The 26930-nt window shown below is 71.1% G+C and carries 27 protein-coding genes, 1 tRNA gene and 1 pseudogene; 13 read left to right on the forward strand and 16 right to left on the reverse strand.

Going from position 1 to position 26930, the window contains the following annotated elements; genetic code table 11:
• Positions 1-156: 156 nt before the first annotated feature.
• Positions 157-456, reverse strand: a complete 300-nt coding sequence (locus ACYVHU_RS15390) for an NIPSNAP family protein (RefSeq protein ID WP_078761862.1) — start codon at positions 454-456, stop codon at positions 157-159.
• Between the two features lie 115 nt (positions 457-571).
• Between ACYVHU_RS15390 and ACYVHU_RS15395 the strand changes: the two genes are divergently transcribed.
• Positions 572-1462 carry an NAD(P)-dependent oxidoreductase gene (locus ACYVHU_RS15395; protein ID WP_432937538.1) on the forward strand — a complete coding sequence of 297 codons (891 nt, stop codon included), beginning with the start codon at positions 572-574 and terminating at the stop codon, positions 1460-1462.
• Positions 1463-1674: 212 nt separating this feature from the next.
• On the opposite strand, the gene ACYVHU_RS15400 is transcribed toward ACYVHU_RS15395, so the two are convergent.
• The 9 genes from ACYVHU_RS15400 to ACYVHU_RS15440 all read right to left on the reverse strand — a co-directional run bounded on the left by ACYVHU_RS15400 (position 1675) and on the right by ACYVHU_RS15440 (position 12175).
• The gene (locus tag ACYVHU_RS15400) at positions 1675-2934 is read right to left on the reverse strand and encodes a tetratricopeptide repeat protein (RefSeq protein ID WP_159457259.1); all 1260 of its coding nucleotides are present in this window, start codon (positions 2932-2934) and stop codon (positions 1675-1677) included.
• Between the two features lie 134 nt (positions 2935-3068).
• Positions 3069-4370: an ATP-binding protein gene (locus tag ACYVHU_RS15405; protein WP_235000955.1), complete on the reverse strand. Its 1302-nt coding sequence runs from the start codon at positions 4368-4370 to the stop codon at positions 3069-3071.
• Between the two features lie 557 nt (positions 4371-4927).
• A complete protein-coding gene (locus ACYVHU_RS15410) occupies positions 4928-5188 on the reverse strand; it encodes a GlsB/YeaQ/YmgE family stress response membrane protein (RefSeq protein WP_078761858.1) in 261 nt (86 codons plus the stop codon).
• 190 nt (positions 5189-5378) lie between these two features.
• Positions 5379-5651 (reverse strand): GlsB/YeaQ/YmgE family stress response membrane protein, encoded by a 273-nt coding sequence (locus tag ACYVHU_RS15415; RefSeq protein WP_078761857.1) that lies wholly within the window; start codon positions 5649-5651, stop codon positions 5379-5381.
• A gap of 115 nt (positions 5652-5766) precedes the next feature.
• Positions 5767-6507 (reverse strand): GAF and ANTAR domain-containing protein, encoded by a 741-nt coding sequence (locus ACYVHU_RS15420; protein WP_432937530.1) that lies wholly within the window; start codon positions 6505-6507, stop codon positions 5767-5769.
• A 153-nt stretch (positions 6508-6660) separates the two neighbouring features.
• Complete coding sequence (locus ACYVHU_RS15425) at positions 6661-7437, reverse strand: ANTAR domain-containing response regulator (RefSeq protein ID WP_078761855.1); 777 nt, start codon at positions 7435-7437, stop codon at positions 6661-6663.
• Between the two features lie 595 nt (positions 7438-8032).
• Positions 8033-9190, reverse strand: coding sequence for a glycerol dehydrogenase (locus ACYVHU_RS15430; RefSeq protein ID WP_078761854.1), 1158 nt, complete (start codon positions 9188-9190; stop codon positions 8033-8035).
• Positions 9191-9362: 172 nt separating this feature from the next.
• Complete coding sequence (locus ACYVHU_RS15435; protein WP_498948830.1) at positions 9363-11474, reverse strand: YhgE/Pip family protein; 2112 nt, start codon at positions 11472-11474, stop codon at positions 9363-9365.
• The gene (locus tag ACYVHU_RS15440; protein WP_078761852.1) at positions 11471-12175 is read right to left on the reverse strand and encodes an ABC transporter ATP-binding protein; all 705 of its coding nucleotides are present in this window, start codon (positions 12173-12175) and stop codon (positions 11471-11473) included. The genes ACYVHU_RS15435 and ACYVHU_RS15440 overlap by 4 nt, the downstream gene beginning before the upstream one ends.
• A gap of 229 nt (positions 12176-12404) precedes the next feature.
• Between ACYVHU_RS15440 and ACYVHU_RS15445 the strand changes: the two genes are divergently transcribed.
• The 4 genes from ACYVHU_RS15445 to ACYVHU_RS15460 all read left to right on the forward strand — a co-directional run bounded on the left by ACYVHU_RS15445 (position 12405) and on the right by ACYVHU_RS15460 (position 15958).
• On the forward strand, positions 12405-12854 hold the full coding sequence (locus ACYVHU_RS15445) for a DNA-binding protein (RefSeq protein WP_078761851.1): 450 nt from the start codon (positions 12405-12407) through the stop codon (positions 12852-12854).
• A 503-nt stretch (positions 12855-13357) separates the two neighbouring features.
• Positions 13358-13990, forward strand: a complete 633-nt coding sequence (locus ACYVHU_RS15450; protein ID WP_078761850.1) for a pyridoxamine 5'-phosphate oxidase family protein — start codon at positions 13358-13360, stop codon at positions 13988-13990.
• 603 nt (positions 13991-14593) lie between these two features.
• A complete protein-coding gene (locus tag ACYVHU_RS15455; RefSeq protein WP_078761849.1) occupies positions 14594-15199 on the forward strand; it encodes a methylated-DNA--[protein]-cysteine S-methyltransferase in 606 nt (201 codons plus the stop codon).
• An 81-nt stretch (positions 15200-15280) separates the two neighbouring features.
• On the forward strand, positions 15281-15958 hold the full coding sequence (locus ACYVHU_RS15460) for a DNA-3-methyladenine glycosylase I (protein ID WP_078761848.1): 678 nt from the start codon (positions 15281-15283) through the stop codon (positions 15956-15958).
• A 178-nt stretch (positions 15959-16136) separates the two neighbouring features.
• On the opposite strand, the gene ACYVHU_RS15465 is transcribed toward ACYVHU_RS15460, so the two are convergent.
• Positions 16137-16427 (reverse strand): WhiB family transcriptional regulator, encoded by a 291-nt coding sequence (locus ACYVHU_RS15465; RefSeq protein WP_078762065.1) that lies wholly within the window; start codon positions 16425-16427, stop codon positions 16137-16139.
• Between the two features lie 499 nt (positions 16428-16926).
• Between ACYVHU_RS15465 and ACYVHU_RS15470 the strand changes: the two genes are divergently transcribed.
• A complete protein-coding gene (locus ACYVHU_RS15470; RefSeq protein ID WP_078762064.1) occupies positions 16927-17487 on the forward strand; it encodes a DUF4232 domain-containing protein in 561 nt (186 codons plus the stop codon).
• 387 nt (positions 17488-17874) lie between these two features.
• The gene (locus ACYVHU_RS15475; RefSeq protein WP_078761847.1) at positions 17875-18462 is read left to right on the forward strand and encodes a DUF1918 domain-containing protein; all 588 of its coding nucleotides are present in this window, start codon (positions 17875-17877) and stop codon (positions 18460-18462) included.
• A gap of 97 nt (positions 18463-18559) precedes the next feature.
• Here the strand turns inward: ACYVHU_RS15475 and ACYVHU_RS15480 are convergent, their stop codons facing one another.
• Positions 18560-19150: a hypothetical protein gene (locus ACYVHU_RS15480; RefSeq protein WP_078761846.1), complete on the reverse strand. Its 591-nt coding sequence runs from the start codon at positions 19148-19150 to the stop codon at positions 18560-18562.
• Between the two features lie 491 nt (positions 19151-19641).
• On the opposite strand from ACYVHU_RS15480, the gene ACYVHU_RS15485 reads away from it, so the two are divergent.
• Positions 19642-20079 (forward strand): hypothetical protein, encoded by a 438-nt coding sequence (locus ACYVHU_RS15485; RefSeq protein ID WP_498948831.1) that lies wholly within the window; start codon positions 19642-19644, stop codon positions 20077-20079.
• A gap of 112 nt (positions 20080-20191) precedes the next feature.
• On the opposite strand, the gene ACYVHU_RS15490 is transcribed toward ACYVHU_RS15485, so the two are convergent.
• Positions 20192-20494: a helix-turn-helix transcriptional regulator gene (locus ACYVHU_RS15490; protein ID WP_078761844.1), complete on the reverse strand. Its 303-nt coding sequence runs from the start codon at positions 20492-20494 to the stop codon at positions 20192-20194.
• Between the two features lie 65 nt (positions 20495-20559).
• On the opposite strand from ACYVHU_RS15490, the gene map reads away from it, so the two are divergent.
• The 3 genes and pseudogenes from map (at position 20560) to ACYVHU_RS15505 (ending at position 22127) form a co-directional block, all read left to right on the forward strand.
• Positions 20560-21330, forward strand: coding sequence for a type I methionyl aminopeptidase (map, locus tag ACYVHU_RS15495; RefSeq protein ID WP_078761843.1), 771 nt, complete (start codon positions 20560-20562; stop codon positions 21328-21330).
• A 111-nt stretch (positions 21331-21441) separates the two neighbouring features.
• Positions 21442-21633: pseudogene (locus tag ACYVHU_RS15500) on the forward strand (helix-turn-helix domain-containing protein); the annotation flags it as partial.
• 155 nt (positions 21634-21788) lie between these two features.
• The gene (locus ACYVHU_RS15505) at positions 21789-22127 is read left to right on the forward strand and encodes a lasso peptide biosynthesis B2 protein (protein ID WP_078761841.1); all 339 of its coding nucleotides are present in this window, start codon (positions 21789-21791) and stop codon (positions 22125-22127) included.
• Between the two features lie 193 nt (positions 22128-22320).
• Here the strand turns inward: ACYVHU_RS15505 and ACYVHU_RS15510 are convergent, their stop codons facing one another.
• A complete protein-coding gene (locus tag ACYVHU_RS15510; protein WP_498948832.1) occupies positions 22321-23559 on the reverse strand; it encodes an MFS transporter in 1239 nt (412 codons plus the stop codon).
• A 497-nt stretch (positions 23560-24056) separates the two neighbouring features.
• On the opposite strand from ACYVHU_RS15510, the gene ACYVHU_RS15515 reads away from it, so the two are divergent.
• Positions 24057-24518, forward strand: a complete 462-nt coding sequence (locus ACYVHU_RS15515) for a serine hydrolase (protein WP_498948833.1) — start codon at positions 24057-24059, stop codon at positions 24516-24518.
• Between the two features lie 307 nt (positions 24519-24825).
• Here ACYVHU_RS15515 and ACYVHU_RS15520 read toward each other — a convergent pair.
• Together ACYVHU_RS15520 and ACYVHU_RS15525 are read right to left on the reverse strand one after the other, a co-directional pair.
• A tRNA-Ser gene (locus ACYVHU_RS15520) sits at positions 24826-24914 on the reverse strand.
• A 70-nt stretch (positions 24915-24984) separates the two neighbouring features.
• Entirely contained in the window at positions 24985-25503 is a 519-nt protein-coding gene (locus tag ACYVHU_RS15525) for a SigE family RNA polymerase sigma factor (protein ID WP_078762063.1), read from the reverse strand.
• A 477-nt stretch (positions 25504-25980) separates the two neighbouring features.
• Between ACYVHU_RS15525 and ACYVHU_RS15530 the strand changes: the two genes are divergently transcribed.
• Entirely contained in the window at positions 25981-26928 is a 948-nt protein-coding gene (locus ACYVHU_RS15530; protein WP_432937514.1) for a hypothetical protein, read from the forward strand.
• Positions 26929-26930: the final 2 nt, after the last annotated feature.

Consider the following 26930-nt stretch of genomic DNA (forward strand, 5'->3'; position numbering starts at 1 on the left):
GGCGGTGCGCCATGTCGACATATCCCCGCGCCGCCAAGGGCGGAGCGCGTCGGACCCCCGTGAACGTCCGCGAAGGGCGCGTTTCGAGCCGGGATCGGTGGCCGCGATCGTCGCCGGAACGGCGAACGGTGACGCCCCCCGTTCCCCCGAGGAGGATCAGTAGACGCGGATCACCTCGCGTTTCTCGGTGGAGAGAAGGTAGTCCCCGGGGTTCAGCCGCATCGCCTTCCGCTCGGCGGACTCCCAGTATCGGCGGTTGCGTTCCTCGAAGCTCTCGGGGCCGTCATAGGACAGTGCCCACACGAATTGGTTCCGATCCCGATCGATCCATGCTCCGTCGATGGTGAAACCGAATTCCAGACGCAGCGGAACCACCTCGGCGCGCCACCGCTCGACCCACTCGTCCAGCAGGCCGTCGCGGACGGTGGAGACACGGTGCTGCGTGATGACCGGCATGAGAGCCCCCAGGGATGGTCGGAGTCCTTCGGCTACAGCACGTTCCGGATTCGAGCGGGGGCTGTTCGCTGTGGTGCCTCCGGTTAGCGGCCGGAAGCCGGGTTAGCGTGCGGGCATGCACGTATCAGTCGACAAGTTGCCCGCCCCGACCGTCGCGGTCCTCGGCACCGGCGTCATGGGCGCTCCCATGGCGCGCAACATCGCCGCGGCGGGACTGGCGGTGCACGTGTGGAACCGCACCCGCGCCAAGGCCGAATCGCTCGCGGAGGCGGGGATCACCGTCGCCGAGGACCCCGCCGCCGCGGTACGGACCGCCGACATCGTCCTCACCATGCTCACCGACGGTCCCGCCGTGGAGGAGGTGATGCGCGGCATCGGGGTCTCCCTGGAGGGAAAGGTGTGGGCGCAGACCACCACGGTGGGCCCCGAGGCGGCCACGCGCCTCGCCGACCTGGCCGCCGAGCGGGGGATGGCGTTCGTGGACGCGCCCGTGGTCGGGACCCGCGGACCGGCCGAGACGGGAGGGCTGAAGGTCCTCGCGGCCTGCGACGCCGACGTCCGTGACCGGCTCGTCGCGGTCTTCGACGCGATCGGCTCCGAGACGGTCTGGTTGGACGGGGGCCCCGGCGCGGCCAGCCGGCTCAAGCTCGTCGTCAACAACTGGGTGCTCGCCCTGAACACGGCCACCGGGGAGACCCTGGCCCTGGCCCGGGCCCTCGGCGTGGAGGCCCAGTACTTCCTCGGAACGGTCGCCGGAGGCCCGCTGGACGCGGGATACCTCAGGGCCAAGGCGGAGGCCATCCTCGAAGAGGACTTCACCCCCGACTTCTCGGTGGCCAACGCGGCGAAGGACGCGCGGCTGATCCTGGACGCGGCCGAAAGGGAGGGGATACGCCTCGACGTCGCCGAGGCGACCGCGCGGCGGTTCGAACGGGCGGTACGGGAGGGGCACGGAGGACGGGACATGGCCGCCGCGTACCTGGCGAGCTTCGACGGGGAGCGTTGAACCCGGCACCCGCGCGGGCGGGCCGGCCGAGGGCCGGTCGGCTCCGGTTTTTCCCGGGTCGTGGGGCGCGGCCGGTCCGTACGGCGCGGACACGGGGAGCGCGGGTGAGGGCGTGGCCGGCGTGACGGCGGGGAACCGCCGCGGGACCGGTCCGCGGCTTCACCGGATCGGGCCGGCCCGGGGGCGTGGGCGCCTCCGTCGTCCTGCGGGGGTCACGGCGTCCCGCGCGGCGTCCCCTCCTCGGCCGCGCAGGTGAGGGAGCGCAGCGCGATCGCGCGCTCGGCGGGCGCGTCGGGATGGTCGGGGTTGCGGGACAGGGTGAGTTCGGCGGCGGCCAGGGCCGCGCGCCGGTCCCCCAACTCGTTGCGGAGCACCGCGTCCAGGTACGGGAAGAGATCGACGGAGGGGAACAGCTCGGACGCGGCCCGCGCGACCTCGGCGGCGTCGCCGGGCCGCCCCAGGCCGTAGAGCGCGTGGACCGTTGAGGAGTGGACGTCGACGTCGTGGTGGCCGGACCTGACCAGGGGGAGCAGGAGTTCGGCGGCGCGCTCGTGCTCGCCGGCCTCCTCCAGCAGCACCCCCAGGCAGCCGCGGGCGTCGGGGTTGTGCGGCTGGTCGTGGACCAGGGCGTCCAGGATCTCGCGGGCCCGACGGGCCGATCCGGCGGAGGCCAGGCGGAACGCGACGTCCAGCTGTTCCTGGGCGAGGTCGGGGTCGTCGCCGGCGGCGTGGGGCACGGTGAGGTCGGGCAGCCCCAGGGCCGCGCAGGTGTCGAGGTAGAGGCCGCGCAGCGGTTCGGGGACGCCGACGCTCAGCAGGGTCCCCCAGGTGGCGCGGGTCCACTTGAGGGGGGCCTCGCGCAGCGCCGAGAGAAGGGCCTCACCGGCCTCGGCGTGGCGGTCGAGGCGCAGCAGCGCCTGGCCGAGCCGGAACCGCAGCCCCGGGTCGCCCGGGGCCAGGGCGACGGCCGCCCGGGCCGCCTCCACGGCCTTCCCCCACTCGCCCGCGGAGCAGTGGACCGCCCGTAGCGTGTCGTGGCCGTCGGGGGCATCAGGGTCCAGACGCAGGGCCTCGGTGGCCGCGGCCAGCGCCTCCTCGCCGCACCCGGGAACCTCCATGGCCGCGAGCGCGAGGACGCGCAGCGCCCACGGGTCGTCGGGGGCCAGGCCGGCCGCGTGCCGCGCGTAGCGCAACGCCTCCGCGTGGTGTCCGTGCCCGTCCACGAGCAACGCGGCGTACCAGCCGTATCCGTAGGGCAGGTCGGGGTGGGCGGTCACGAGGTGCTGGGCGGAACGCGCCGCGCCGTCGAGGTCGCCGAGGGTGTGCTGGGCCCAGGCGAGGGCGAACAGGGCGAGCGGGTGGTCGGGCGCCTCCGCGAGGAGTTCGCGGGCGGCCCGTTCGGCCTGTTCGGGGCGGCGCAGCCGCACCAGTGCCGAGAGACGCCGCGAGCGCGGATCCTCGGTGGGGTCCATGGTGGCTCTCCTCTCCTCGGCCTGGTGTTCCGCGCGTGGTCGCAGGGCGCGCTCCGCCCGTCTCAGCCGGCCGCCGCCACCGCCGCGCCTCCCGGCCATGGGCGCGTCCGGCGCCGTCGGGGCCGGGAGACGGGTCACCCCCGCCCGCGCCCCCGTAGGTAGGCGACGAGGTCGTCGTAGGCGCCGCCCTCGTTGGCGAACAGCGCCACGCCGCGCGCCGCGTCGAACCACGGCCCCGTGGAGGGACGGACGTCGCCCAGCGCGGCCTCGAAGTCGGCCATGTTCACCATCCGCACCTCGCCGCTGTGGGCCGAGTCCACCAGGGCGCGTTCGGCGGCGGTGTCGCACACGTGGGCGAGGTCGGCCCCCGAGAAGCCGTCGGTGCGTTCGACCAGGTTCGCGAGGTCGATGCCCTCGATCGGCCGGTCACGCAGGTGGTATTCCAGGATCGCGCGGCGCGCGGGCGCGTCGGGCGGAAGGACCAGGACCGTGCGGTCGAAGCGTCCGGGGCGCCGCAGGGCGGGGTCGACGTCCCAGGGCTGGTTGGTGGCGGCGAGGACGAACAGGCCCTCGTTGTCCCTGTCCACGGCGTCGAGCTCGGTGAGCAGCTGGTGGACGGTGGAGCCGGGGCCGGAGGAGGCGCCACGACGACGGCCGAGCGCGTCGAGCTCGTCGATGAACAGCACGCAGGGGGCCGTGCGCCTGGCCTGGTCGAAGAACGCCGAGATGTTGCGCTCCGAACTGCCGACCCACATGTCGAGGACGTCGGAGATGCCCACGGAGAGGAAGTGCGCGCCGAGCTCGCCGGCGAGCGCGCGGGCCAGGAACGTCTTGCCGCAGCCGGGCGGGCCGTACAGCAGCAGTCCTCCGCGCAGGCTCTTGGCGTAGAGGCGGCGCAGTTCGGGGTTGCGCATCGGGGCGAGGAAGGCGGCTTCCAGGCGCTGTTTGACGTGCTCCATGCCGCCCACGTCGGCGAGGGTGAGGGTGGGGCGTTCGACGTCGTGGACGGGGAGGACGGGATCACCGGGGGAGGGGGAGCGGAATCGCGGCTCGGCGATGCCCCGCACCTCCTCTTCGGCGGCGGCCCAGTCGAATCCGGCGGACGGCGCGGGAGGCTCCTCGGGGGCGGCCCGGTCCGATCCCGAGGAGAGGGGGCCGGTGCCGGAGGGGGCGGGGGACGCCGGAGGTGGAGGGACGTCCAGGGCCCGGGCCATGAGGGAGCGAGCCTGTTCCGAGTGCGGGTCGACCATGAGGGCGCGGCCCGCCTCGGTGATGGCGGCGGCCGTGTCCCCGCTGGTCAGCAGAAGCTCCCCGAGGTGGACCCGTAGTTCCACGTTGTCGGGCGCTGCCTCGGCGGCGGCGCGAATGCTCGCGAGGAGCGCCGGGCTGATGTCCATGCTCGTCCTGCCGTACTCGCCGTGCTGACGAGACGGCACATTACCGGGAAGTGTGCCGGTTACATGTTTGATGCGCCGAAAATCCGATGTGGTGGGTGGGGAAGCCGCGAGAGGCGGGGCCGGGGCTGTGATAGCGCGGACCTTCCCGGCCGCCGAAGCCCATGCGTGGGGGAGACCGGAAGGTCGTGGATCCCGATGTCGCCTTCTCCTCTGCCGGGTTCCGTCGCGAGGAGCGCCGCGCGGTTCCGTAAGACGGTCGGCGTCGGTGGCGGGTATCGCGGCCGCCACCGCCACGGCGGCGCCGATGTCACCCGCCGTCCAGGCGCGGCGGCGCGGTCCTTCCACGCCGGCTCCGCCGGCCGCGACCGCGCGAGATCCCGCCAGGACACGGGGTGCGCGGCCCGGGACCGGCCGGGTCCGGCGCCGCCTCCCGGTACGGCCCGGTTGAGGGGTGGTTCACCACCGCCGACCCGCGCGCCCGGGGATGGGAGCATCGGGGCTCGACCTCGCCCGCGCCCGGTTCCGGCCGGTCCACGCCCCGACATGACGAGGACCCGGGTCGAGCGCCCGGGTCCTCGTCCACGTCGTCGTGCGCGTCAGGCGTGCGCGTGCCCGCGTCCCCGGCCGCGGATCAGCGCGGCGAGGTAGACGCCTACAGCGGCGAGGACCACCTGGATGACGAGCGTCAGCCAGAACGAGAGGCCACCGCTGATCGCCGCGCCGATGAGGGCCGCGACGATACCGATGACGATGGTCAGCCAGATCGGGATGTCCTGTTTCCCCGGCACGACCAGCCGTCCCAGCGCACCGACGATGAGACCGATGATCAGTCCGCTGATGATGCCGCCGATCTCCATGTCCCTGCCTTCCGGTCGCTCGTTTCCTTGTCGACACGACCCCTGCCCGCACGCGGGACGAATCAACTTCTCATCCGGAAAAGTGGGCGAATCGGCAGGTCGGGAAAGGGGTGTTCGCTCTCGGTGGTCCCGCACGGGCGAGGGCCCGGCGTGTGGACGCCGGGCCCTCGGTCGCGTATGGATGTCCCGTCTATCTCCTGGAGCGTCCCGCGTAGACGCCGGCCACCAGGTAGACGCCGATGACCGCCAGGACGAGCTGCGTGATCAGCTCCCACCAGTCGATCCCCGGGGTCTCGGCGTAGCCGAAGAACCCCGCTATGGCGGTGCCGATGAACGCGGCGACGATCCCGACGAGGATGGTCAGCCAGATCGGGATGTTCTGCTTGCCCGGCAGGATGAGCCGGGCGAGGGCGCCGATGACCAGGCCGATGACGAGCGCGCTGATGATGCCGGTGATCTCCACAGTCGCACCTCTATCTCTCCTAGAGAGCCTTGTACGATTTCTTCCCGATGACCAGCAAATAACCCCATCTCAGGTGATATGTCGTTGTTTTGGGGCCGCTCTCGGTCATCCGCCTCTACGCGGGCTCGACGAACTCCCGCCCCATCCTCGGAGGCTCGCCGGTGATCGCGGTGATCATGTCCGCGGCCACGTCGCGGAGCTTGCGGTTGCGCTGCTGGGAGGCCCGCCGCAGGATCTCGAACGCGGCGTCGGCGTCACAACGGGCCTGGGCCATCACGATCCCGATCGCCTGATCGATCACGGCGCGCGAGATCAGCGCCTGGCGCAACTGCCCGGTCGTGTGCTCCTGGTCGGAGAAGCGGCGCAGCAGCCGCAGCATGCCCGTGGCCTGCTGGGCGAAGGACTCGATCGCGGTGATGCGGTCATCGTCGAACATGTGGGGCTTGTCGCCGTAGAAGTTGAACGCGGCCAGCCGCTCACCGTTCGCCTCCACGGGGACCGCCATGGCGGGCAGGACCCCGTTGGCCACGGCCTGCATCCCGTACTCGCCCCAGCGAGGGTCGGAGGCCATGTCCTGGACGACGATGCGCTCGCCCGTGCGCAGCGAGCGCAGGCACGGCCCGTCGTCGTAGCCGTACTGGAGTTCGTCCAGCTGGAGCGCGACCGCGTCGCTGCTGGCGACCGTCACCGGTGTCCGGCCGCGGTGACGCATCGTGATACCGCAGTGCACCTGTTCGGGCAGGACGCGCACCGACAGCCGCGCGAGTTCGTTCAGCTGCTCCTCCACGGTCTCCAGCGAGACCAGGAGATCATAGATCTCCCCCGGGGAGGGGAGCCGCGGAAAAGAGTCGGTCATGACGCTCCTCGGCCGGTCGGTGGCTCCGCGGTGACGCCCGGCGTCCGTGGACACGAGCGGGGGCGGTGCCGGAGGAGCGCGAAGCCCTGTCATAGGCCCCCTTGCCCCTGAACAGGACGTTCAATCCGGTCCAGGGGCCATCGTCGTCGCCGCTCACCCCTCGGAGCCGTTGACCAGACGGCGGCAGATGTCGACCAACCGGATGTTGAGCTCCTGCGAGGTCTTGCTCAGCAGCTTCCACGCCTCGGGTTCGGAGATGCCGTGCCGTTCCATGAGGATGCCCAGCGCCGTCCCGATCAGGCTGCGGGTGCTCAGCGCCCGGTTGAGGTTGGCCACCTCGATGCGGTGCTGGAGCTCGATCGCGATGTGGTCGATGGCGACCGTGATCAGGCCCGGCTCGTGCCGGTCGAACGATTCGAGGGACGTCGAGTACATCGTGATCAGGCCGATGCGTCGCTCGGCGCTGGCCAGGCGGGCCGCGTACAGGCTGCGGATGTTCAACGCCGCCGCGCGTTCCAGGAAGCCGTTCCACGAGTCGTCACTGTGGTCGGTGAGGCTGTAGGATCCCGGGTCCGCCAACGTGACGTGCAGGCGGGGCGCGGAGCCCAGGAAGACCTGGGAGTCGCCGAGCTGCTTGGCCACGTCGTCGCTGTAGGCGGTCACAGGGGAACTGTTCTTCCCGGTACGCGCGGAGAGGAAGGCGTGGTCGCACAGGGACAGACTGCCGACCAGCGCGTCGACGACCCGCTGTGCGGCCTCCTCGACGCTGCCGCTCGTGCCGACCTCCTCCGCCAGGGTGACCAGGCGGCGGGCGAACGCGGTGGTGTCGCCCACGCCGTTGGGGCGGGGGTCGGTAACCAGTTCTTCTGTTGAGGGAAGGGCGACGCCTTCCGTGGCTGCTGAACGGTCGTTCGCTCGGCTGTTCTTCATCGGGTCCGGAGATCTCCACGGCGCGCGGGCACCTATGGTCGACGGCGGACGGACGGTTCCCGCCCACCAGGCCGCGGCGGGACGTGTCCGTGTCCCGCCGGTGGCCTTCCTCGGTGACCCGTCCCTGCCCGCCGCGCAGGCGATCGCACCCCCTGTAGGGGAGGACACTTGCGCACGGCGAAACGCCCCATCGGGATGCTGATGAGGTCGGCTGATCGTGGATCCCCGGGCATCGGTGCGCGACCCGTCGGTTCACAGGCCGTCCGGTGTCCGGGACGATCAAGGGTCACCGAAGTAGTAAGGCCACGCTTCCGGACCTTGAAGAAAAGAGTCTAGAAGAGCCGGGAGCCCTGTGAGGACAGGGATTCGCGGCGAGACCTCCGGATCTGGAGTGGTGATGCCGTTTCGGGCGAAAGAAGACTTCGACGGCATCTGTGTGGTTTGCCGAGCTTTCAGGGACGCGTCCCGTTCGGCCGGGCGGCCGGAAACGGTCACCCGTGGAAACGGGTGACCGGACGGGACGGCGGTGCGGGGGACGTCGGCACGGAAGGGCGGCGTCTCCCCGCCACGGCGCGGCGGCGGGGGACGCCGGTCCTCAGTGCCGTTTCGGCGCCTTCGGCTCGGGCAGGCCGGCCGCGGCCCGCACCGAGCGCGCCAGCGGCTCCACCGCCTTGAGCGCGTCCAACACGTCCTCGGCCACCACCTCGAACGGCATGTTGTGGATGGTCTCCTCCGGCGCGGTCGCCGCCTCCACCACGGTGCGCAGCACGTCGTCCTCCACGTCGCCCAGGCCCACCTCGGTCAGCGTGGTCGGCAGCCCCACCCGCGTCGTGAACTCGATGAACTCACGGATCTCGGCGGTCGGCGCGCCCTCCAGGATGAGCTGGGTGATCGACCCGATGTTGACCTTCTCACCGTGGGCCAGCCCGTGCGTGTGCGGCACCGCGGTCAGACCGTCGTGGATCGCGTGCGCCGCGGCCAGACCCGCCGATTCGAACCCCAGCCCCGACAGCAGCGTGTTCGCCTCGACCACCGCCTCGACGGAGGGGGTGACCAGGTTCGCCCGCACCGCCTCGATCGCGGGGAGGGCGTGCTCCCACAGGATGTCCCACGACAGCCGCGCCAGCGTCGTCCCGGCCCGGGTGGCGCGTCCCCCGGCCATGGTCGGGCCGTTGCCGCGCTGCACCGCCCGCGCCTCGATCCAGGTGGCCAGCGCGTCCCCGACACCGGCGATGAGGAACCGGGCCGGCGCGTTCGCGACGAGCCGGGTGTCGATGAGGACCAGGTCGGGGTTGCGCGTGTAGAAGCGGTAGGACTCGAACGCGCCCTCCTCGGTGTAGACCACCGACAACGCCGAGGTGGGCGCGTCGGTGGAGGCCGCCGTGGGCACGCTCACCCAGCGGATCCCCGCGTTGTCCCCGGCCGCCTTGGCGGTGTCGATCGCCGCTCCGCCCCCCAACCCGACGACCACGTCGACGCCGTGCTTGTCGATGATCTCGGCGACCCGGCGGGCCTCCGCCGCGGTGGGCATACCACCGAACTCCTCGAACCGCACCGGCAGTCCCGCCTCCTCGAAGGAGGAGGTGATCGCGGACTCGGTCAATCCACGCACCACGTCATCGGACAACAGCAGCGGATTGGCGCCGATCCGCGCGACATGGGAGCCGAGTTCGGCGATGGCCCCGGGGCCCTGCACGTAACGGGCCGGGGAGATCAGCGAGCGGGTCGTCGGTTTCGAGTTCGTCCCGGCCATCACACACCTCTTCGTCGTCGGACGGATAGCACTCGGCCGCCGTCGAACGTCGCGGACGACGGCGGCCCTCACCCGCCCGGCTGACCACGTGCCGCGCGGCTAAACTCCGGGCCCGGCGGGCGGCGGCCATGGCGAACCTCACCCGTCGGCCGGGAACCGCGGCCGCGCGACGCTACAGCTTCAGGTCCGGATGCAACCTCGCCATCGTCCAGACCCGCCTTCCGGCCACCGACCGCCATGTCAGCAACAGGGCTCCCGCCAGGTAGGCGCCGAGCACCCCGCACGCCTGCCACACCACGGTGAGGTCCCCGCCCGAGATCAGGTGCCGGGTCGCCGCGACCACCCAGCTCATCGGCAGGAACGGCGCGATCGCCTGGAAGAAGCCGTGACTGGTCTCGATCGGGTAGGTTCCGCCCGCCGAGGTGAGCTGCAACATCAGCAGGACCAGCGCGACGATCCGGCCAGCGGCGTTGAACCGCACGTTCGCCCAGTACACGACGGCGGTGAAGGTCGCGGCGGTGAGCGCGAGCACGCCGACCAGGCCGGGCCAGCGGGCGGCGTCCAACCCGAGACCGACACGCAGCGCCGCCAGCATCACCAGCGTCTGGGCGACACCGATGACCAACGCCGGCGACCAGTTCGCCAGGGCGATCCGCCACGCGGGGGCGTTGGCCGCCAACGCCCGACCGGACACCGCGGGCAGCACCATGTAGGTCACCATCGCGCCGACCCACAGCGACAACGGGAGGAAGAACGGGGCGAACCCGGTGCCGTAGTCGGGGGCCTCGTTGTCGATGTCGCTGCTCAGCCGCACCGGCGAGCTCATCATGTCGCCGTGCTCGGCCCGGGAGGCGTCGTCGTAGGTGGGCACCTGCTCGACCCCGTCGGCCAGGCCGTCGGACAGCGTCGCGGAACCGTCGCTGAGCTCGCCGATACCGTCGTCGAGCCGGACCGCGCCCTCCTCCAGCGCGCTCAGCCCCTCACCGAGGTCGGCACTGCCGTCGTAGGCGTCGGCCAGCCCGTCCCGCAGGTCACGGCTGCCCTGGGCGAGCTCGGTCAGGCCGGCGTCCAGGGCGTCGACCTTGTCCCGCGCGGCCTCGGCGTCGTCGGCGAGGGTCGGCGCGGCGTCGGCGATGTCGGCGGCGATGCCGGAGACCGTGTCGGCCTGCTCGGCGATGTCGGAGATGTCGGCGGCGTGGCCCTGGACGTAGTCGTCGAAGGCGGTCGCCTGGCTCACGGCCTCATCAGCGCTGGACAGGAGCCCGTCCACGGCCTCCTTCAACGCCGGGTCCTCGCGCAGTTCCGGGTGCGCCGTGACGTACTCCTGGAGGGCCTGGTGGTCGTCCTGGAGGTCGGCCACCCGCGACCGCGTCCCCGTGGGCAGGTCGCCGAGCGCGGACGACAGGTTCGAGGCCGCGGTCGAGACGGCGTCGGCCGCGGTCTCGATCTCGGGGGCGTTGTCGCGCAGCAGCGGGATGTAGGTGTCGGCGATCGCGTCGAGCTCGTCGGTGGCGGCCGACACCTGGTCCGACGCCGAGGTCGCCCCGTCGGCCAGCTCCTGCGACCCGGAGTACAGCGTTCCCAGGCCGCTGGACAGGTCACCGGAGCCCGCGGCGGCCTCGGACGCGCCGCTCGCCAGCTCCCCCGAACCGTCCTTGGCCGTCCCGGCGCCGTCGGCGAGTTCGGCGGCGCCGTCGGCGGCCTCCCGCGTGGCCTCGTGGATGTCGTTGAAGCCGAGGAAGATCTCGTCGAGGTAGTCGGCGATCGCGGAGGAGGCCGCGGCGTTTTGCACCTCGGTGAAGGCCGACCGCATCAGGGAGCGGACGATGTAGCCGTTGGAGTCGTCGTAGTGGGCCTCCAACATCGCGGGCACGGGCGTCGCGTCGTCACGTGAGGGCGAGGCCAGGCGCTCGCTGAAGTCCTCGGGGATCCGCAGCGACACGTAGTAGCGGCCTTCGCGCAGCCCCTGTTCCGCCTCCTGCGCGTCGACCAGGTTCCAGTCCAGGTCGCCGCCCTCGACCAGCTCGTCGGCGAGCGCGCCGCCCGCGTCCAGCTCCTCTCCGCCGACCTCCACCGGCCGGTCCTCGTCGACCAGCGCGACCGGCAGCTGGTCCATCCGGCCGAACGGGTCCCAAAACGACCACAGGTACAGCCCGGAGTACAGCAATGGGATGAGCACCAGCGCCGCGAGGGCGGCGGCGGGCAGGGGGGCCCGCAGGAAGGAGAGCATCGACAGCCCGCCGAGTCGCAGCGCGGGGATCCCGCGCGGTCGCGGTCGTCTCACGGCCGCGCCTCCCCCGTCTCGGAGCCGTCGGCCGGGCGTGTCGCCGGATCGTCGCCGGGGCGGCCCAGCGCGACCACGTCGGCCAGGTCGTGGGCGGCCCCGGCGTCGGCGCAGGCGGCGATGACGGTCAGCCCGCCGTCGGCGAGCTCGCGCAACGTCCGCCACAGCTCCCGTTGCCGATCGTGGGGCAGGCCGCGGTCGGCGTCGTCGACGAGGAGCAGCCGGGGTTCGTCGACGAGGGCGAGCGCGACACCGAGCCGGCGCCGCTCCTCCGCCGAGAGCCCGCCCACGGGGCGGGCGGTGTCGAGGTCGTCGAGGCCCGCGGCGCGCAACGCGGCGCGGGTGAGGGAGCGGCGGGCCGGGCGCAACCGGAGGTGCAGGCGTTCGCGCAGGTGCTCGCGGACGCGCAGCCGGCCGTCGAGGTCGTTGACGCCGTCGCTCAGACCGAGCGCGGCGATGCCCCGCACCTTGGCCTCGGCGCCGGGAAGTTCGTGGCCGTCGACCCGCGCCGAACCCGAGCTGGGGCGCATCCGGCCGCCGAGGGTGAGCAGCAGCGCGGTGCGGCCACCGCCCGACTCGGCCTGTAGCGCGGTGAGGGATCCGGGCGCGGCGGTGAGGTCGACGTCACGGTAGACCCATCCCCGGCCGGTCCGTAGGGACAGCTCGTGGGCCTGGACCCGGGCCCCCGTCGCGAATCGCATGTCGGAGCTCCTACCGGACACTTTTTGAACTGACTGGTCAGTTCAAATATAACCCCGGACGAGGCGGAACCCATTCCACGTCTCTCGCTTCCGGGGGCGGACCGGTGCCGCCGGCGTCCGCCGGGCTGCGCGGTGGAACGGGGAGAAGGGGGATGGTGAAGACGGTCGTTGAACAAATTGTTCAACATATTCCGTTGACAACGACTTGCTTGAGTCGCAGAGTGGAGGCATGACCGACGAGCACGCCCCCTTCTCCCCTCCCGACCCTGAGGACGCCCGCCGCAGGCGTGTCCACACCGCGCTGTTCCGGATCACCGAGCGCCACGCCATCGACGAGGCGCGCCGCAGGTGGGACGAGCGGCGTATCCCGATGGAGCCCCTGGACGCGGTCCGCCGCGTCGCCGACCTCGCCTCCGGTGTCGCCCCGACCGCGCCGGACGAGCCCGCCGTCGACGCCGAGGACATCACCGCCGCGCTGACCCTCGCCCCGCGCGCCCGCTCCGAGCTCGACGCGCTGGAGGCCGGCCTCCTTCAGATGGCCCGTGGGCGCGGCATGACCTGGCAGGAGATCGCCTTCGGCCTGGGACTGGGCACCGCCCAGGCCGCCCGGCAACGCCACGACCGCCTCGCCGGCCGCACCGCCCGGACGGAGACCACCGAGGGCACCGAAACGAACTGACCCCGGACACGGCCCCCGGCCCGGGGGCCGGCGCGGTGTGGCCGGCGCGCGTCTCGATGTCGGCGGGCCGTTCCGCCATTCACCTGTCCATGGCCGGCGGCGCGCGCCCCGTGAGAACACGCGAGCCCCGGTGGAGGGATCTCCACCGGGGCTCGCGCACGTTGCCAGGACGATGCGGCGGTCGCCTCTCGGCGCGGGGCACAACGTGGCTCCGAGGCCGTCCGGATTCCCGCCGAGGGCGGGGCCGGACGCGGTATTCCACGAAGGCGATAGGTGAGGCCCGGGGGACACTTGCTACCGCATCGACCTGCACCCGGTACAACAGGACCTCCCCCTCCGCTATTTCCCCTTGCGCCGGATGTGACCGGTGGCACCCGCCGCTCCCGCCCGCGCGTACCGGTATCGGCCACCGGAAAACGGTGGCGCGCGGGGAACGCCTGCGCAAGGCTGGTCGCGGCCGGCGCGCCTGGGCGACGGCAGGGTCACACCTGGAGGCGGATGACATGCACAACATCGACGGCCTGGTGGAGATAACCTCTGAGGCCGAGCTCGCGAAACTGGTCGGTGCGCCGATGCCGCAGTCCATCGCCAAGGAGCGGAGGGCGTTGCGGGACCTCGACCGGGAGTGGCTGGCGGCGTCCCCGTTCTGCCTCATCGCGACCTCCGGGGCGGACGGGTCCTGCGATGTCTCCCCGAAGGGGGACCCGCCCGGATTCACCCTGGTCCTCGACGACACGACGATCGCGATCCCCGACCGTCCGGGCAACCGGCGCGTCGACGGGTTCCGCAACGTGCTGGCCAACCCCCATGTCGGTCTGGTCTACCTGATCCCCGGGCGGGGCGACACGCTGCGCATCAACGGGCGGGCGCGCCTGGTGAGCGACGCCCCCTTCTTCGACCGGATGGTGGTCAGGGGGCACCGGCCCTCCCTCGCCCTGGTCGTCGAGATCGAGCAGGTGTTCCACCACTGCGCGAAGGCGTTCCTCCGCTCCTCGCTGTGGAAGCCGGAGACGTGGAACCCCGAGGTGCTCCCGAGCCGCCCGCGCATCGCCAAGGCGGTCGAGGACCGTGAGGAGACGCTGGAGGAGCTGGAGACCTACTACGGCGAACAGTACGCCCAGCGGCTCTACGGGTGACCGGCGGTCCCCGTACGCCCGCGGCCGACACCTCGGGGAACGTGTGACAGGACCGGTCCGAGGCGTTGCGCGGCCCCCGCCCGGCCCGTCCGCGTCCCCGGGGACGCGGTGGCCATGAGCGCGGCGGTCGGCGGGATGGAAGTGGTAGGGCGCGCGGTCGTCCACAGCCTGTGGACGGCGCAACGTCGCCGAGCCGGGAGGACTCCGGCGCCGCGCGCGGAGCGGGCCACACCCCGGCATCCGGATGACCTCGCGTCCGTCGGCTGATGTCCACCGTTCGCGGATCCGCCGTCGTTCCAGCAGGTCATGGCCTGACCCGGCCCCACCGTGCCGGAGTCCCCGATCCGGACGGCGCGGCGGACACCGGGCCGGGAAGGCTCCCCGCGACCCCGCCCCCATTCCCGGCTAGTGTCGGGGGAGCGGCGTCGAGGCGTGGCCGGCCCCCTCACCCACGGACCGTCTTCCCGCCCCCTGTTCTCAGGATCGAGCGGAAGGCGTCGAGGGCCGTGCTACGCGGACAGCGGCCCACCCCGGCCTCCGCCCCCTCGCCCGTCGTCGACGGCATGGGGAACCGCGCAGAACCCACCGCACCGGAGCGGCACCATGAACGAACGCGACACCGTGAGCACCTCCTTCACCGACCCGGCGGACAAGGACGGGACCACACCACACCGCCGGCGTCCCGTGACGGGGGCATCGGACGAGGACCCGTTCGACGTCGCCTACCGGACCGTCGACAGCCCGGTCGGCCCGCTCCTGCTCGCCGCCACCCAGCGCGGCCTGGTCCGGGTCGCCTTCGAGGTCGAGGACTTCGACCGGGTCCTCGGCACCCTCGCCGCGCGTGTCGGACCGCGCGTCCTGGCCGCTCCCGCGCCGTTGGACGCGGCCGCGCGCCAGGTCGAGGAGTACTTCACGAGGCGCCGCACCTCCTTCGATCTGGGGATCGACCTGCGTCTGACCTCCGGATTCCGCCGCGAGGTCCTGACCCGGCTCGCCGAGGTCCCCTATGGCACCACCGTCGGCTACGCGGCCCTGGCGACGGCGGCGGGGAGCCCCCGCGCCGTGCGGGCCACGGGAACGGCCTGCGCCACCAACCCCTTGCCCGTCGTCCTTCCCTGCCATCGGGTCGTGCGAAGCGACGGGGGGATCGGCGGTTACATCGGCGGCGTCGACGCGAAGCGGGTCCTGCTCGACCTGGAGGCGGCCTAGCGCGTCGTCGCCTCGTCTACGCTCATTGCCCGGAGCGGCCCGTGCCGTTCCGGCGCCAGTCGCCGTTTCCGGGGAGGACGGATGGACCGTATCGGGGAGACGCAGGACCAGGCCGGCGGGCCGGGGCGGGTCGGGACCGTCACCGGGGAACCGGGGCCGGAGGGGACCGGGCTGGTGGTGGGTGAGGACGGCCTGGCCCGTCCCCCATGGGCCGCGGCCGACCCGTTGTTGCGGGCCTACTACGACACCGAGTGGGGGATGCCGGTCCGAGACGAGCAGGGGATGTACGAACGGATCAGCCTGGAGGCGTTCCAGGCGGGTCTGTCCTGGGCGACGATCCTGCGTAAGCGGCCCGCCTTCCGCGCCGCGTTCGACGGATTCGATCCCGAGGCGGTGGCGCGGTACACGGAGGACGACGTCGCCCGGCTCATGGCCGACGCGGGGATCGTCCGCAACGAGCGCAAGATCCGCGCCACCATCACCAACGCCAAGGCCACCCTCGCGCTTCGCGACGAGGGTGGCCTGGCCGATTTCGTCTGGTCGTTCAGGCCGGCGCGGACCCCCGCTCCGCGGACCATGGCCGAGGTGCCGACCCGTTCGGCCGAGTCGGCCGCGCTGTCGGCGGCGCTGCGCCGTAAGGGGTTCGCGTTCGTCGGTCCCACGACCATGTTCGCCCTGATGGAGGCGGTGGGCATGGTCGACACCCACCTGTTGGGCAGCCATCGCCGCGGCAGTTCGGGTGTGTGGACCGCCGCGTGATCGGGTCGGGACCGCGGGCGGCCGGCGTGGTGTCGTGGGAAGTCCTGCGGGCTCGCAGGTCGTTGACGTAGCATTCTGGCGTGCCCGGGGCCGGCGGGTGGCGTGACCGCCGCCGGCCGAAGGCGCCGCCCCCGTTGTCCTGCCGGGGACGGTCACCTCCGGGTGCGCCGTGGTCGGGTCAGGCGGGCTGTCGCGACTGTTCGTACTGCTCGCGGGCGCCCTCCAGGAGGTCACGCCACGACTTCACCTCGGGCCTGCGGCGTAGCAGGGCACGGCGTTCGCGTTCGGTCATCCCTCCCCAGACACCGAACTCGACCCGGTTGTCCAATGCGTCGGCCAGGCACTCGGTACGTACCGGGCAGCCCCGGCAGATGAGTTTGGCTCGGTTCTGCGCGGCTCCCTGGACGAAGAGCGCGTCGGGATCGGACCCCCGACACGCCCCTTCGTTGGCCCAATTGGTGTTCCACATGTGCCCCACTCCCAAGATCAGCATGTGTTGTGTTGTGGTGTTCCTGCCGACGGGCGCGGTCGTCGGCATGCGGCGTCGAGGGGCGGGCGTCGGGAAAGGAAGACGAACCGGACGGGGGCGTCCGGCCGTGGGGGTCATGACCGTTGCGACGCGGCCTTCCTCGTTGCCGCTGGTGATGAAATTACGGCTCACCGTGCACAGCCAACAGGCCCCATTAGGCCCATTTTCGATATGGCCCAGCTGGGCCATTGCCTAGGCCGAAACTAGTCACCTCACCCCTACAGAGGGTGATTATCGGATTTGTGACATGCGGGGATATTGGTTTCGGCTGGTCCGTGAGGAGGGGAACGCGGCCGACCGGCCGATAGGACGGGCAGGTCGGAAGGGCGGAGCGGGTCCAGGCCGCGTTCGAGGGGCAACCCCGTGGGGGCGGCCGGCGTCAGGATGGCAGACGAAGGACGACGGCCCCCGGAGGGGAAACATGTCCGAGAAGACCCCCATGTCCCGTTCTCGCGTGACCGGTACGGCCCTGCTGGTGGGTGCCACCTCGACCGTCCTGGTGACGGCGGGGGCGACGAACGCGCTCGCGGCGGGACCCGTGAGCGCCCCGTTGAGCGTGGCCGACTGTACCGCCGCGGTGCTGGAGGTCGACGAGGTCGGCAGGCGCACGGTGGACGGGACCACCCACATCGATTTCGAGATCGTCAAGCTCCCGCCCAGAACCCCCTACGACGACGAGGCGTGCGTCATGTACGGCGACCTCGCCGCCATGTACTGGGGCGACTCCGAGGGCAACCCGATCGGCGCGCCCGGGGTGCGTGATGGCGCGGGAGGTGATCCGTTCGCGCTCTTCCCCGGCGAGGCGGCCCGGCTGACCGTTGCCAAACCCGATCCGGACGGACGCGATCCGGGGGAGTGCGACCCGGTCGAGGTGGCCGGCGTCCACCTCTTCTTCCGCAATGACGAGGGGGCGGAGTACGTCCCGACGCGGGGGGCCGATCGGATCTGCGTGGACCCCGCCGCGGGCGATTCGCGTTTCTCGCCGCTGACGCGGCCGTGACCCCCTGGGACGTCGCGGCCCGCTCCTCGCGCCCCGCCCCCGGGGGAAGGGGCGGGCCGGTCCGCCGTCGGGTCGTGTCCCACAGCGCCTTGGACAGCAAAAACCCGAGGATGTTCTAAAACTTCTCATGTGTGCTCCTCGTGCGTTCGAGAGGTCGCGCGTCTCCTCCGCGTCGTCGAGGGATCGTCTGGAGAGGGAGGGGGAGCGTGGTGAGCGGAGGGGAAAAGGCGAAAATGAGCGGCTTTCTTGTTTTTGGAGGAATGGCCGCAGCAAGGAATTGACTACCTAGCGCAAATAAATGCGTCCACTTCGTCACTGTGGGTAATCGGTCCGGCGTCGTGAGGCATCGTCTGAAAGGGGGCGGTGTCGGTGAAGAAGGTGGGCGTCATGGAGCTACGTCGCGTGCTGACCATGGGGATGGTCATCGGGGCGATGACGGTGACGATGGGGGCCGCGTCCCCGGCTTCGGGGGGAGGGGTGGGGGACATGATCCACTGTTCCTGTTCCTTCACCGGGCAGATCCACAAGGGGGAGATCATCGGCGTGAGCAAGGGGGAGCGCGGTATCACCTACCTGGTCAGGTGGGGTGACGGCCGCGAAGGCTTGGTGAGTGCCAACGCGGGCTGCGTCGTCACCGAACCGCAGGCAACGGGGGATCCGGGTGCCGTCACCCCGTCTCCGGCCGGGAAGCCCGAAGCGGCGGGCGGCACTCCCGGGGGCGCGGCGCCGGACCCGGGCGGGGCGGGGCAGCCCGGAGACGCCCCCGAGGAGGTCGAGGCGGCACAGCCCGCGGCCGTCTCGGCGGACCCCGGCACGGGACAACCGGCCGCCACGGCGGAAGACCCGGGCGGGGTGGTGGAGGGAGCCGATGGCGCGGGACAGCCCGCGGCCGATCCCGGGGCTCCGGCTGTGGTGGACGATGTTTCCGGCGTCGACGTGGAGGTGGGGGGATCGGGAAGCCGGGAGGATGCCTGATCGGTGACATCAACGTCACCGGGACGGGCACGCACGTCCCCGGATCGGATCCGGCCCCGACCGGGGGGAAACCGGTGTACGACGGCCCGGTGGGGTGTCAGGTGGTCTGCCAGCCACTGGCCTGACCCGCCGTCGTCACGCGCCGGCCCAGGCCCGTGATCCCGATGTCGGCGACCCGGGTCTCCGATGTCCGGGTGGCCGCTGTCCCACCCGTGGGGACGCCCTGGTCTCGGCAGGCTGAGAGTTCGTCGGCCAGCGTGACCAGACGCAGGACCGTCGGATGGGGGCGGCCGGCCTTCACGACCGGCCCCAGGGCCACCCGCAGACGCTGGGCGCTCACCCGCCGCGTGAACGCCGTCCCGGCGCGGTCGGTGCGGGAGGCGGCCAGGATCTGATCGACCAGGAGGATGAGATGGTCGAGAAGGTGGTCGTCCCCCTCGCCGTCGCGGGAGTCCGGTTCGGGGATCCGCCGGCACAGTTCCAGCACGGCGTCGAGGAGACGGTGGCGCGGGTCGTGGGCGTGGGGTGCGGGTGGGTCGAGGAGGCAGGCGGTGAGGAGCTGGTCCAGCGCCTCGACGATCCGCTCGTGCGAGTCGGTGCTGGGAGCGCGCCGGCCCGTGAGGGGGCCGGCCAGCCGATCGCGTTGGACGCGAAGCTCGTCGAGCGGGTTGGGGCTCGAAACCTGCATGGGACATGACCTCCGATGGGCGTGCGCGCCCTCGCGACCGGGTGGGGCGTGCCCGGGGAGTGGCGGCCGGTCGGGGGCACGCGTGGGTTGTGGGAGGGGAGGCTGGTCCGCGTTTCCGCCGACCTCGTCACTGTGAGGAATATAGCAGTCGCTCACTGTAGTCATCGAGGGGTTCCCGAAGCGAGGGGGGCGTGGGCGAAGGGTGGTCTGCCCGGCAGGTCATGGCCCGGCCGAGACCCGTGGTGAGGACCGCCCGCGGTCAGGTCCCGAAGATCGGAGCACCGACGATGTCCGTCTCGCGTCCGGCTCGTTCCCGTCCGTCGCAACGCGACGTTCCCGCAGGTCCCGGCCAAAATCCCAGCGGCGCCGCCCCCGGGGGTCCGGTCCACGATGGGCGGACGCCGTCCGGCCGGGACGCCGGCGCGCCCGCGCCGCCTCCGGAGGTCCGTTCCGGCCCGGTCCCCGTTCCCCTGGTGGTGGCGCGGGTGATCATGGCCGCGCAGGGTCTCCTGTGCTGCCTGGCGGGGGCCGGCCTCCTGGTGGCGGCGGTCGTGGCGGCCCTGGCGGGGCTGGAGGCGTCCACGGTCCCGTTGGAGGACGACTACCTGGGGCCCGGCCCCATGGCGGTGGGGGCCGGCGTCGCCATCGTGGCGGCGGTCGGTTCCCTGGTCTGCCTGGGAGTCGCGGTGCCGGCCCTGCTCCTCGCCGCCCGGCTTCGCCGCCGGTGTTTCAGGGCGTGGATCTGGTCCGTGGTGTTCGAGGGCGTTCTGGGGGGAGTGGCCCTTGCCGCTCTCGTGTTCCTCGGCGCCGGAGCGGGGGTGTTCGCGGCAGGGGTGGCCGCGGTCGGCTGCTGGACGGCGTTCGCGCTGTTGTGCGCGCCGTCCGCGCGGCGCCACCTCGCGGGGGCGCGGGCGCCGGGCGAGGGGTGACCGCTCCACGGGCCCTTGGCCTGCTCATGGCGGGGCCGGCCTGGTGGCGTGCCGGGGCGCCGTGCCCGGTCCTCTCCTCCCGCGATCTCCGACGCGACCGCGGGTCCGAGGCTTAGGAGGGCAGCCGCTCGCGCGCGCCGTGACCGGAGGTGGTCGGTTCGCCGCCGGGTTCGGACCGGTTGATCTCGGCCCACACCGCGTCAAGGGAGAGGCCAAGGACATCGGCGATCGCCGCGATGGTCGGAAAGGCGGGGGTGGCCACGCGACCCGACTCGATCTTGCGGAGGGTCTCGGGTGAGACGCGCGCGTCGAGCGCGACATCGAGCATCGAGCGCTCCCCCCTGGCGCGACGTAGGAGGGCGCCGAGGCGCTGTCCGCGTTCGATCTCTGCGGGAGTGAGCGGCAACCTGACCATGGATCCGATTGTAATACCGGGATAATATGACCGGTATAGTTATCGGTCCCGTGAGGAGACGCCGCATGATCGAGATCCTGAAACCCGCCGAGCTGGCCCAGGCGAAGGACACGGGCGCCCTGGTCGCCGACATCCTGCAGACACTGAAGAGGCGCAGCACGGTCGGCACGAACCTGCTGGAGATCGACCAGTGGGCCAAGGCGATGATCGTCGAGGCCGGGGCGGTGTCCTGCTACGTCGACTACGCGCCGTCCTTCGGCCGCGGCCCGTTCGGCCACTACATCTGCACGGGCGTCAACGACGCCGTGCTCCACGGGCGGCCCTACGACTACGCGCTCGCCGACGGCGACCTGTTGTCGCTCGACCTCGCCGTCTCCCAAGGCGGGGTCGCCGCGGACGCCGCCATCAGCTTCATCGTGGGCGACGCGAGGCCCCAGGAGAGCGTCGCGCTGATCAGCGCGACCGAACGCGCGTTGGCCGCGGGGATCGCCGCCGCCCGGCCCGGGGCCCGCACCGGCGACATCTCCCACGCCATCGGCACGGTCCTCAGCGAGGCGGGCTACCAGGTCAACACCGAGTTCGGAGGCCACGGCATCGGATCGACGATGCACCAGGACCCGCACATCTCGAACACCGGACGGCCCGGCCGTGGGTACCGGCTGCGCCCGGGGCTGCTGCTGGCACTGGAACCGTGGGTCATGGCGGACACCGCCAGGCTCGTCACCGACGCCGACGGGTGGACGCTCCGAAGCGCGACGGGCTGCCGGACGGCGCACAGCGAGCACACGATCGCCATCACCGACGACGGAGCCGAGATCCTCACCCTGCCGAAGTAGCCGCACTCGTGTTCACCACGGGTGGGCCAGGGACCGGAACCCGATTCCCTACAAGGGCGAGGCCCTGTCTTTAGCCTGATAGTGCGACCTGATCAGGAAGGGACAGGGCCTATGCCCAACGATACCCCGCCAACAACAGCCGGTTTCGGGAAGCGCGTGCAGTTCTACCGCACACGCAACGGACAGACCCGCGCGGTCGTGGGCGGTCTGGTCGGCCGCTCGGCCGGGTGGGTGAGGGCGATAGAGACCGGCCGTCTCGGCGTTCCTCGGCTTCCCCTGTTGCTTCGACTCGCTGAGGTTCTCCAGGTGCAGGACCTGGCCGAGCTCACGGGAGGGGAGCGGCTTTCAGCGACGACGATCACACGGGACGCCCACGAGGCGCTGCCGACGGTCCGTACAGCACTGACGACGTACCGCCTGACGACCCCCGATTCGGAGTCGGGTTCTGGGGTGCCGTCCTGCTGCTGCGTTTCCAGCTCAAGCACAGCCTGGCGGTTCTCGCCGCGCTCAAACGCCGTACCCGCGCCGCCGCTGTTGTTACCGAGGCGGCCGACGCGGTCGCCGCAGTGCGGGCTGCCGCGCGTTGGTTCCCCGGGCGCGCCGCCTGCCTGGAAAACTCCCTGGTCGCCGCGCTGACCACAATACTGACGCGGCGGTCAGTCGATTGGTGCATCGGCGTTCGCCTGACGCCCTACGCCGCTCACGCCTGGGCCGAGGCAGAGGGAATCCCTGTTGGAGAACAGGTGGAACCCGACCGGCCGTTCACCGTGATCACCCGAACCCGAAAGGCGCCATGACCCGGTACAGCTCCCACGTGACCGCTGCCCTGTCGGCCGTCGACGAAGACACCTACACGCTCAACCCCGACGGGTCACTCCTCACGTAGACGACCGCGGCGACGTTGATCGCGTCGACCCTCGACGGCCTCGACGTGCGCCCAGGGGCGAAAGTGCTGGAGATCGGTAGTGCAACTGCGGTACCCGCCCCGGATCAGGTCTTCGACAAATTCTCCTCTTCGCTGGTGAGGGTCCTGACCTCCCGAAAACAGAGCGTGATGACACCTGAGACGATGATGACCGCGCTGCAGATCCACAGGGCCACATCCAGCGAGATGGCCTCTGACAGGAAGCCGGCGGCGGCGGTACCGATCGGCACCGCGGCTAGTGAACCGAGCGCATCGTAGGAAGCGACGCGGGAAAGGTACTGGGGGGGTACCCGTTCCTGGACCGTCGTGTCCCACAGGACGTTGAAGACCGTGGCGCCGACGCCGTTGATGACCGCCCCGAGGGCGATGATCCAGGTGTTGCCGGTGGCGATGGCCAGGAAGATGCTGGGCGCGGCGAACAGCAGCGTCATGAACACCGCGGTCCTTAACGGGTACTTCGTCCTGATTCTCAGTGCGATGAAGCCACCCAGAATGTAGCCCAGGGAGTTGGCGGAGAGAATGAACCCCCAGGACGTCGCTCCGTCGAGGTGAAGATCGGCGGCGAGGGGACCAAGGACGTTCAGTGTCGCGTAGACGGCTGCCATGATCACCATGAATTGGAGCACGACGATGAAGACCCAACGCCGTGAGTAGAACTCCCGCCAGCCGGTGCGGATGCTCTGGAACATGCTCTCCCCGGTTGACGCGATGGCGGGGAGAAGCATCCGAGAGATCAACAGGGCACTGAGGAGGAAGGTCAGTGCGTTGACGGACATGGCCCATCCGGCGCCCAGGTTGGCCACGATGAGCCCAGCACCGGTTGCGCCGATGATGACACCGAGCTGCATCGACAGCGACATCAGGGAGTTCGCGGCCTGTCGTTTCTCGGCCGGAACGATCATGGGCATGACGCTTTGTGAAGCCGGAATGAAAAAAGACGCGGCTGCGCCGTTGAGGAGCTGGATGGCGGCGAGATTCCAGGTCTCGGCGCTGCCGCTCACGAATAGGTAGGCTGTGGCGAGTGCGCTCAGTCCGACGACGGAATCGGACCAGGCCATGATGGATGTCCGGGAGAACCGGTCGGCGAGCGCCCCGCCGAACAGCAGACCTGGTAGTAGGGCGAATCCCCGAGCAGCGACGACAATCCCAATGCTCGCCCCTGAGCCGCCCGTCGCTAGGATACCGAAAGCGAGTGCGACCGGGGCTATTCCGTTCCCCAATAGTGCAAGAAAGCGTGCGGCTATCAGTCTTCTGAACTTCGGTATCTTCAGGACGTCGATGATGGGATTCGGATTATTCTTCACGCGGTCCTCTTCTGTGAATCAAATGGATATCACTCTACTCCCTTTCTCGGAGTAGGTCGATGATTTCAAGGAACCGCTCCTCGGCTTCAGTTTCTGGATGTTCCCAGCGCAAGGCTGACTCGCTTTCGATGGTGTGGGGGAGCACCTGGGGGACAGGGTGCCGGAGATCGGATCTCCGGTTTCGGTCCGTGCTTCCACAAAAGCGGGAGCACGGCGTGCTCGGGCTCAAACGTCACACCGTCCGCGATCCAGCGGGATACAAAGGCCCTGCCTCCGGAATCCGGTCCGGTGCCGGAGGCGCCGTGGAGGATACGCGGATGAAAGATCACGAAGTCGCCGACCCCTAGGTCCCAGCTCATGAGGTCGTCGGCAGAGTAAAGGCAGGGGGAGATCGCATGCTCTGGCGTGCGACTGAGCCTAGGACCGCGACCAGCCCACGAAGCCTGCGCGGGGCGACGCTCGGGCAACTCCTCGAGGAGTACACGAGTGAGACCGGTGTGAGCGGTGTCTCCTATGGTCCGCTCGCACGGGGCCCGCAGGTGGCGCCGACCGAGCGTCGGCTCACGGGCGGTCACCCTGTCCACGGGACCACGCATGACGAGAACGCCGCGACCCTGGGCGGTATGGCCGGACACGCGGGCGTGTTCGCCACGGCCGATGGACTCGCCGACTACGCGGGCGTGATCCTGCAAGCGTGGAGCGCCGACTCGGCGTTCGGTGCCTACGTGCGCGAGTCGTGGGAATCGGCTGTACGCGTCGACCAGGCGACGCACCGCGGGCTTGCCTGGCTGCTCGCAGACAGCGGCCTCGTCTACCACCACGGATTCACCGGAACCAGCCTGTACCTGCATCCGCAGACGGGGCGGTACCTGGTGCTGTTGACGAACGCGATCGCCTACGGGCGCGCCCGTGTCGGACTTGCCGAGGTGCGCGAGGTCGCTGCAAGTCTGTTCGCCTAGAACCACGGCGACACGAAAGGGCGCCCCGCTCCACAGCCTGTGGAGCGGGGCGCCTTCACGCTGTGGACAACGGCATGCCCCATCCGGTGCGGCTGGTGCGCGTCGGGTACCGGCCGGTGTCAGTGACTCGGAGCGAAGCGGTCGTGTCGGTGCGGGTACCTGTTGGGGCTTTCCGCCACGCAGGCGGTTCGAGGTGTGGCCATGACGGCGCCGAGACACCGTGCTTCCGCGTGCGACTGCAACTAGGACCGCGACTAGCCCATGAAGAAGGGGCCCCGCGCCGAAGCGCGAGGCCCCTTCCGACCTGCGGAGGATCGGGGATTTGAACCCCGGAAGGGCGTGAACCCTAACCGCATTAGCAGTGCGGCGCCATAGACCGGACTAGGCGAATCCTCCTGGCTGGGACAAGCGTACCGAGAGCGAGGGCCGGGAGCAAAACGAACTCGGGAAGCGGCGTCACCGGACGTCAGGAGGTGGCCCGCTCGATGGCGAGATCGGCGTCGCGGCGGAGCTTGGCGACCGCGCGGGAGACCGTGCTCTTCACCGTGCCGACGCTCACCCCCAGCCTCGACGCGATCTCCGCCTCCGACATGTCCTCGTAGTAGCGCAGCACCACGGTCACCCTCTGGCGCTGTGGCAGCCGGTTCACCGCCCGCGCCACCGCGTCGGCGAGATCGGTCTGCCAGGTGGGGTCGTCCATCCGCTGCTCGGGGATCTCGTCGGTCGGGTAGACGTCCACGCGGCGGCGGCGCCACTCCGAGATCTGGGTGTTGACCATCGCCCGGCGCACGTAACCGTCGCGGGCGCGCGGATTGGCGATGCGGTCCCACGAGAAGAACGTCTTGACCAGGGCGGCCTGGAGGAGATCCTCCGCGTCGGCGTGGTTGCCGGTCAGCGACTGGGCCATGCGCAGGAGGGCCGGTCCGCGGCTGGCGACGTAGTCGGAGAACTCCTCGTACCTACTCTGCCGCGTTGCTCCGTCCACACGACCACCGACCTGCTTCCCGCGAGCGCGTCCCCAGAACCCGGACACGCGCTCTTCGTCACATCCTCACGCCCCTCACTGTCGCACGGCCTCTGTCATCACCGGCTCACAAGAGCCCCATCTTCCGACAAACCGGATCTATGGGCGAGTGAGAGGAGCGTCCCGATAGGCGAAACAGGTCCCCTGATGAGGAGGTGGATCTGTCCCCCGACGGGCGTGTTCGGCGGCGAATCCGCCGATACGGCGGGGGAGCGGAGGAGAAGACCATGAGGTGAGAACGACATAGGAAATATTTCCTGATAGGTCGGAGTGTCAGTCCTCTGGCGGCCTCGGCTGGTACGAACAATGCCGGGAAAGACCGTCATGTCCGGACGCGCGGCCCCCGGGCACGTGTCGCCCGCGCAGTGGCCGTGCGGGAACATGGCGGTTGCGGTCCCGAGGGACCGCAAAGCCGTAACTCGCGGAAGGGGGACGCTGATGCCGGTGGACACGCGGGAGCGCCGCAGGCTTACCGCCGCCCTGCTGGGCGGTGGGACCGCCCCGGTTCCCGACGAACCCGATCCGGGGGTCGTGCGCGGCACGCTGGTCGACATCGGCCCGCACCTGATCAGCGTCGCCACGCCTCAAGGCGAGGAGCGCTTCGTCCTCGCGGAGGACAGCGTCCTGTGGCGGGGGCGGGTCGCCGACGTCACCGAGCTGAGCCCCGGCCAGGACGTCATCGTCCGCACCCACCCCGACAACCGGTGGGTGGCCCAGCGCGTGTGGTCCGGGCTGGCCCGGGTCACCGGTGTGATCGTCGCGGAGGAGGACGGCCTCCTGGAGGTCGACACCGGACACGACCGCCGTAACAGCGTCGTCGCCATCCCCTACCGCTCCTCCGGCCGCATCCAGGTGCGCCACCCCATCCTCAAACCCGGCTACCTGTTCGACGCGGTCGGGCTGGACAAGGACGGCGAGTTCCAGGCGATGATCCCCGTGACCTCCCAGCCGCCCTATCCGGTGGCGGAGACGCCGCGCCGGCCCGCGGTACGACGCCGGCCCACGACGGTCTCGGGCACGGTGGGATGGTACGACCCGGCCGAGGGGCGTTCCGGCGATCCGCTGGCGACCGCGACCGGCGCGGCCTACCCCGCGCTCGACCGGTCCGCCGACTGCGGTCCCGGCTGCGACCAGGTCACCAGCTGCGCGCCGCTGCCATTGCTGTCCATCGGCACCTCCTTTCGGCTGCGCAACGACTGCACCGGCCGCTCCGCGGCGCTCCAGGTCATCGCCTGCGGATCGGCCACCGCGCGCTTTTGCGACCGCTGCGCCACGTGCGGGTCCGAGGAGCGGGGCCGTATCGCGCAACTCACCCTGACCAGCTTCATCGCCTTGGGCGGGCTCCCCGAGGCGGGCTGTTTCAACGCGACCCTGACGGTGGGCTGATC

Source organism: Marinactinospora endophytica (assembly GCF_054780875.1).

Bases quoted from the DNA above. Each gene is read 5' to 3' on its own strand.
- ACYVHU_RS15390 (WP_078761862.1), bottom strand. From the start codon at position 456: ATGCCGGTCATCACGCAGCACCGTGTCTCCACCGTCCGCGACGGCCTG.
- ACYVHU_RS15395 (WP_432937538.1), top strand. From the start codon at position 572: ATGCACGTATCAGTCGACAAGTTGCCCGCCCCGACCGTCGCGGTCCTC.
- ACYVHU_RS15400 (WP_159457259.1), bottom strand. From the start codon at position 2,934: ATGGACCCCACCGAGGATCCGCGCTCGCGGCGTCTCTCGGCACTGGTG.
- ACYVHU_RS15410 (WP_078761858.1), bottom strand. From the start codon at position 5,188: ATGGAGATCGGCGGCATCATCAGCGGACTGATCATCGGTCTCATCGTC.
- ACYVHU_RS15420 (WP_432937530.1), bottom strand. From the start codon at position 6,507: ATGACCGACTCTTTTCCGCGGCTCCCCTCCCCGGGGGAGATCTATGAT.
- ACYVHU_RS15425 (WP_078761855.1), bottom strand. From the start codon at position 7,437: ATGAAGAACAGCCGAGCGAACGACCGTTCAGCAGCCACGGAAGGCGTC.
- ACYVHU_RS15430 (WP_078761854.1), bottom strand. From the start codon at position 9,190: ATGGCCGGGACGAACTCGAAACCGACGACCCGCTCGCTGATCTCCCCG.
- ACYVHU_RS15440 (WP_078761852.1), bottom strand. From the start codon at position 12,175: ATGCGATTCGCGACGGGGGCCCGGGTCCAGGCCCACGAGCTGTCCCTA.
- ACYVHU_RS15445 (WP_078761851.1), top strand. From the start codon at position 12,405: ATGACCGACGAGCACGCCCCCTTCTCCCCTCCCGACCCTGAGGACGCC.
- ACYVHU_RS15450 (WP_078761850.1), top strand. From the start codon at position 13,358: ATGCACAACATCGACGGCCTGGTGGAGATAACCTCTGAGGCCGAGCTC.
- ACYVHU_RS15455 (WP_078761849.1), top strand. From the start codon at position 14,594: ATGAACGAACGCGACACCGTGAGCACCTCCTTCACCGACCCGGCGGAC.
- ACYVHU_RS15460 (WP_078761848.1), top strand. From the start codon at position 15,281: ATGGACCGTATCGGGGAGACGCAGGACCAGGCCGGCGGGCCGGGGCGG.
- ACYVHU_RS15465 (WP_078762065.1), bottom strand. From the start codon at position 16,427: ATGTGGAACACCAATTGGGCCAACGAAGGGGCGTGTCGGGGGTCCGAT.
- ACYVHU_RS15470 (WP_078762064.1), top strand. From the start codon at position 16,927: ATGTCCCGTTCTCGCGTGACCGGTACGGCCCTGCTGGTGGGTGCCACC.
- ACYVHU_RS15475 (WP_078761847.1), top strand. From the start codon at position 17,875: ATGGAGCTACGTCGCGTGCTGACCATGGGGATGGTCATCGGGGCGATG.
- ACYVHU_RS15480 (WP_078761846.1), bottom strand. From the start codon at position 19,150: ATGCAGGTTTCGAGCCCCAACCCGCTCGACGAGCTTCGCGTCCAACGC.
- ACYVHU_RS15485 (WP_498948831.1), top strand. From the start codon at position 19,642: ATGGCCGCGCAGGGTCTCCTGTGCTGCCTGGCGGGGGCCGGCCTCCTG.
- ACYVHU_RS15490 (WP_078761844.1), bottom strand. From the start codon at position 20,494: ATGGTCAGGTTGCCGCTCACTCCCGCAGAGATCGAACGCGGACAGCGC.
- map (WP_078761843.1), top strand. From the start codon at position 20,560: ATGATCGAGATCCTGAAACCCGCCGAGCTGGCCCAGGCGAAGGACACG.
- ACYVHU_RS15530 (WP_432937514.1), top strand. From the start codon at position 25,981: ATGCCGGTGGACACGCGGGAGCGCCGCAGGCTTACCGCCGCCCTGCTG.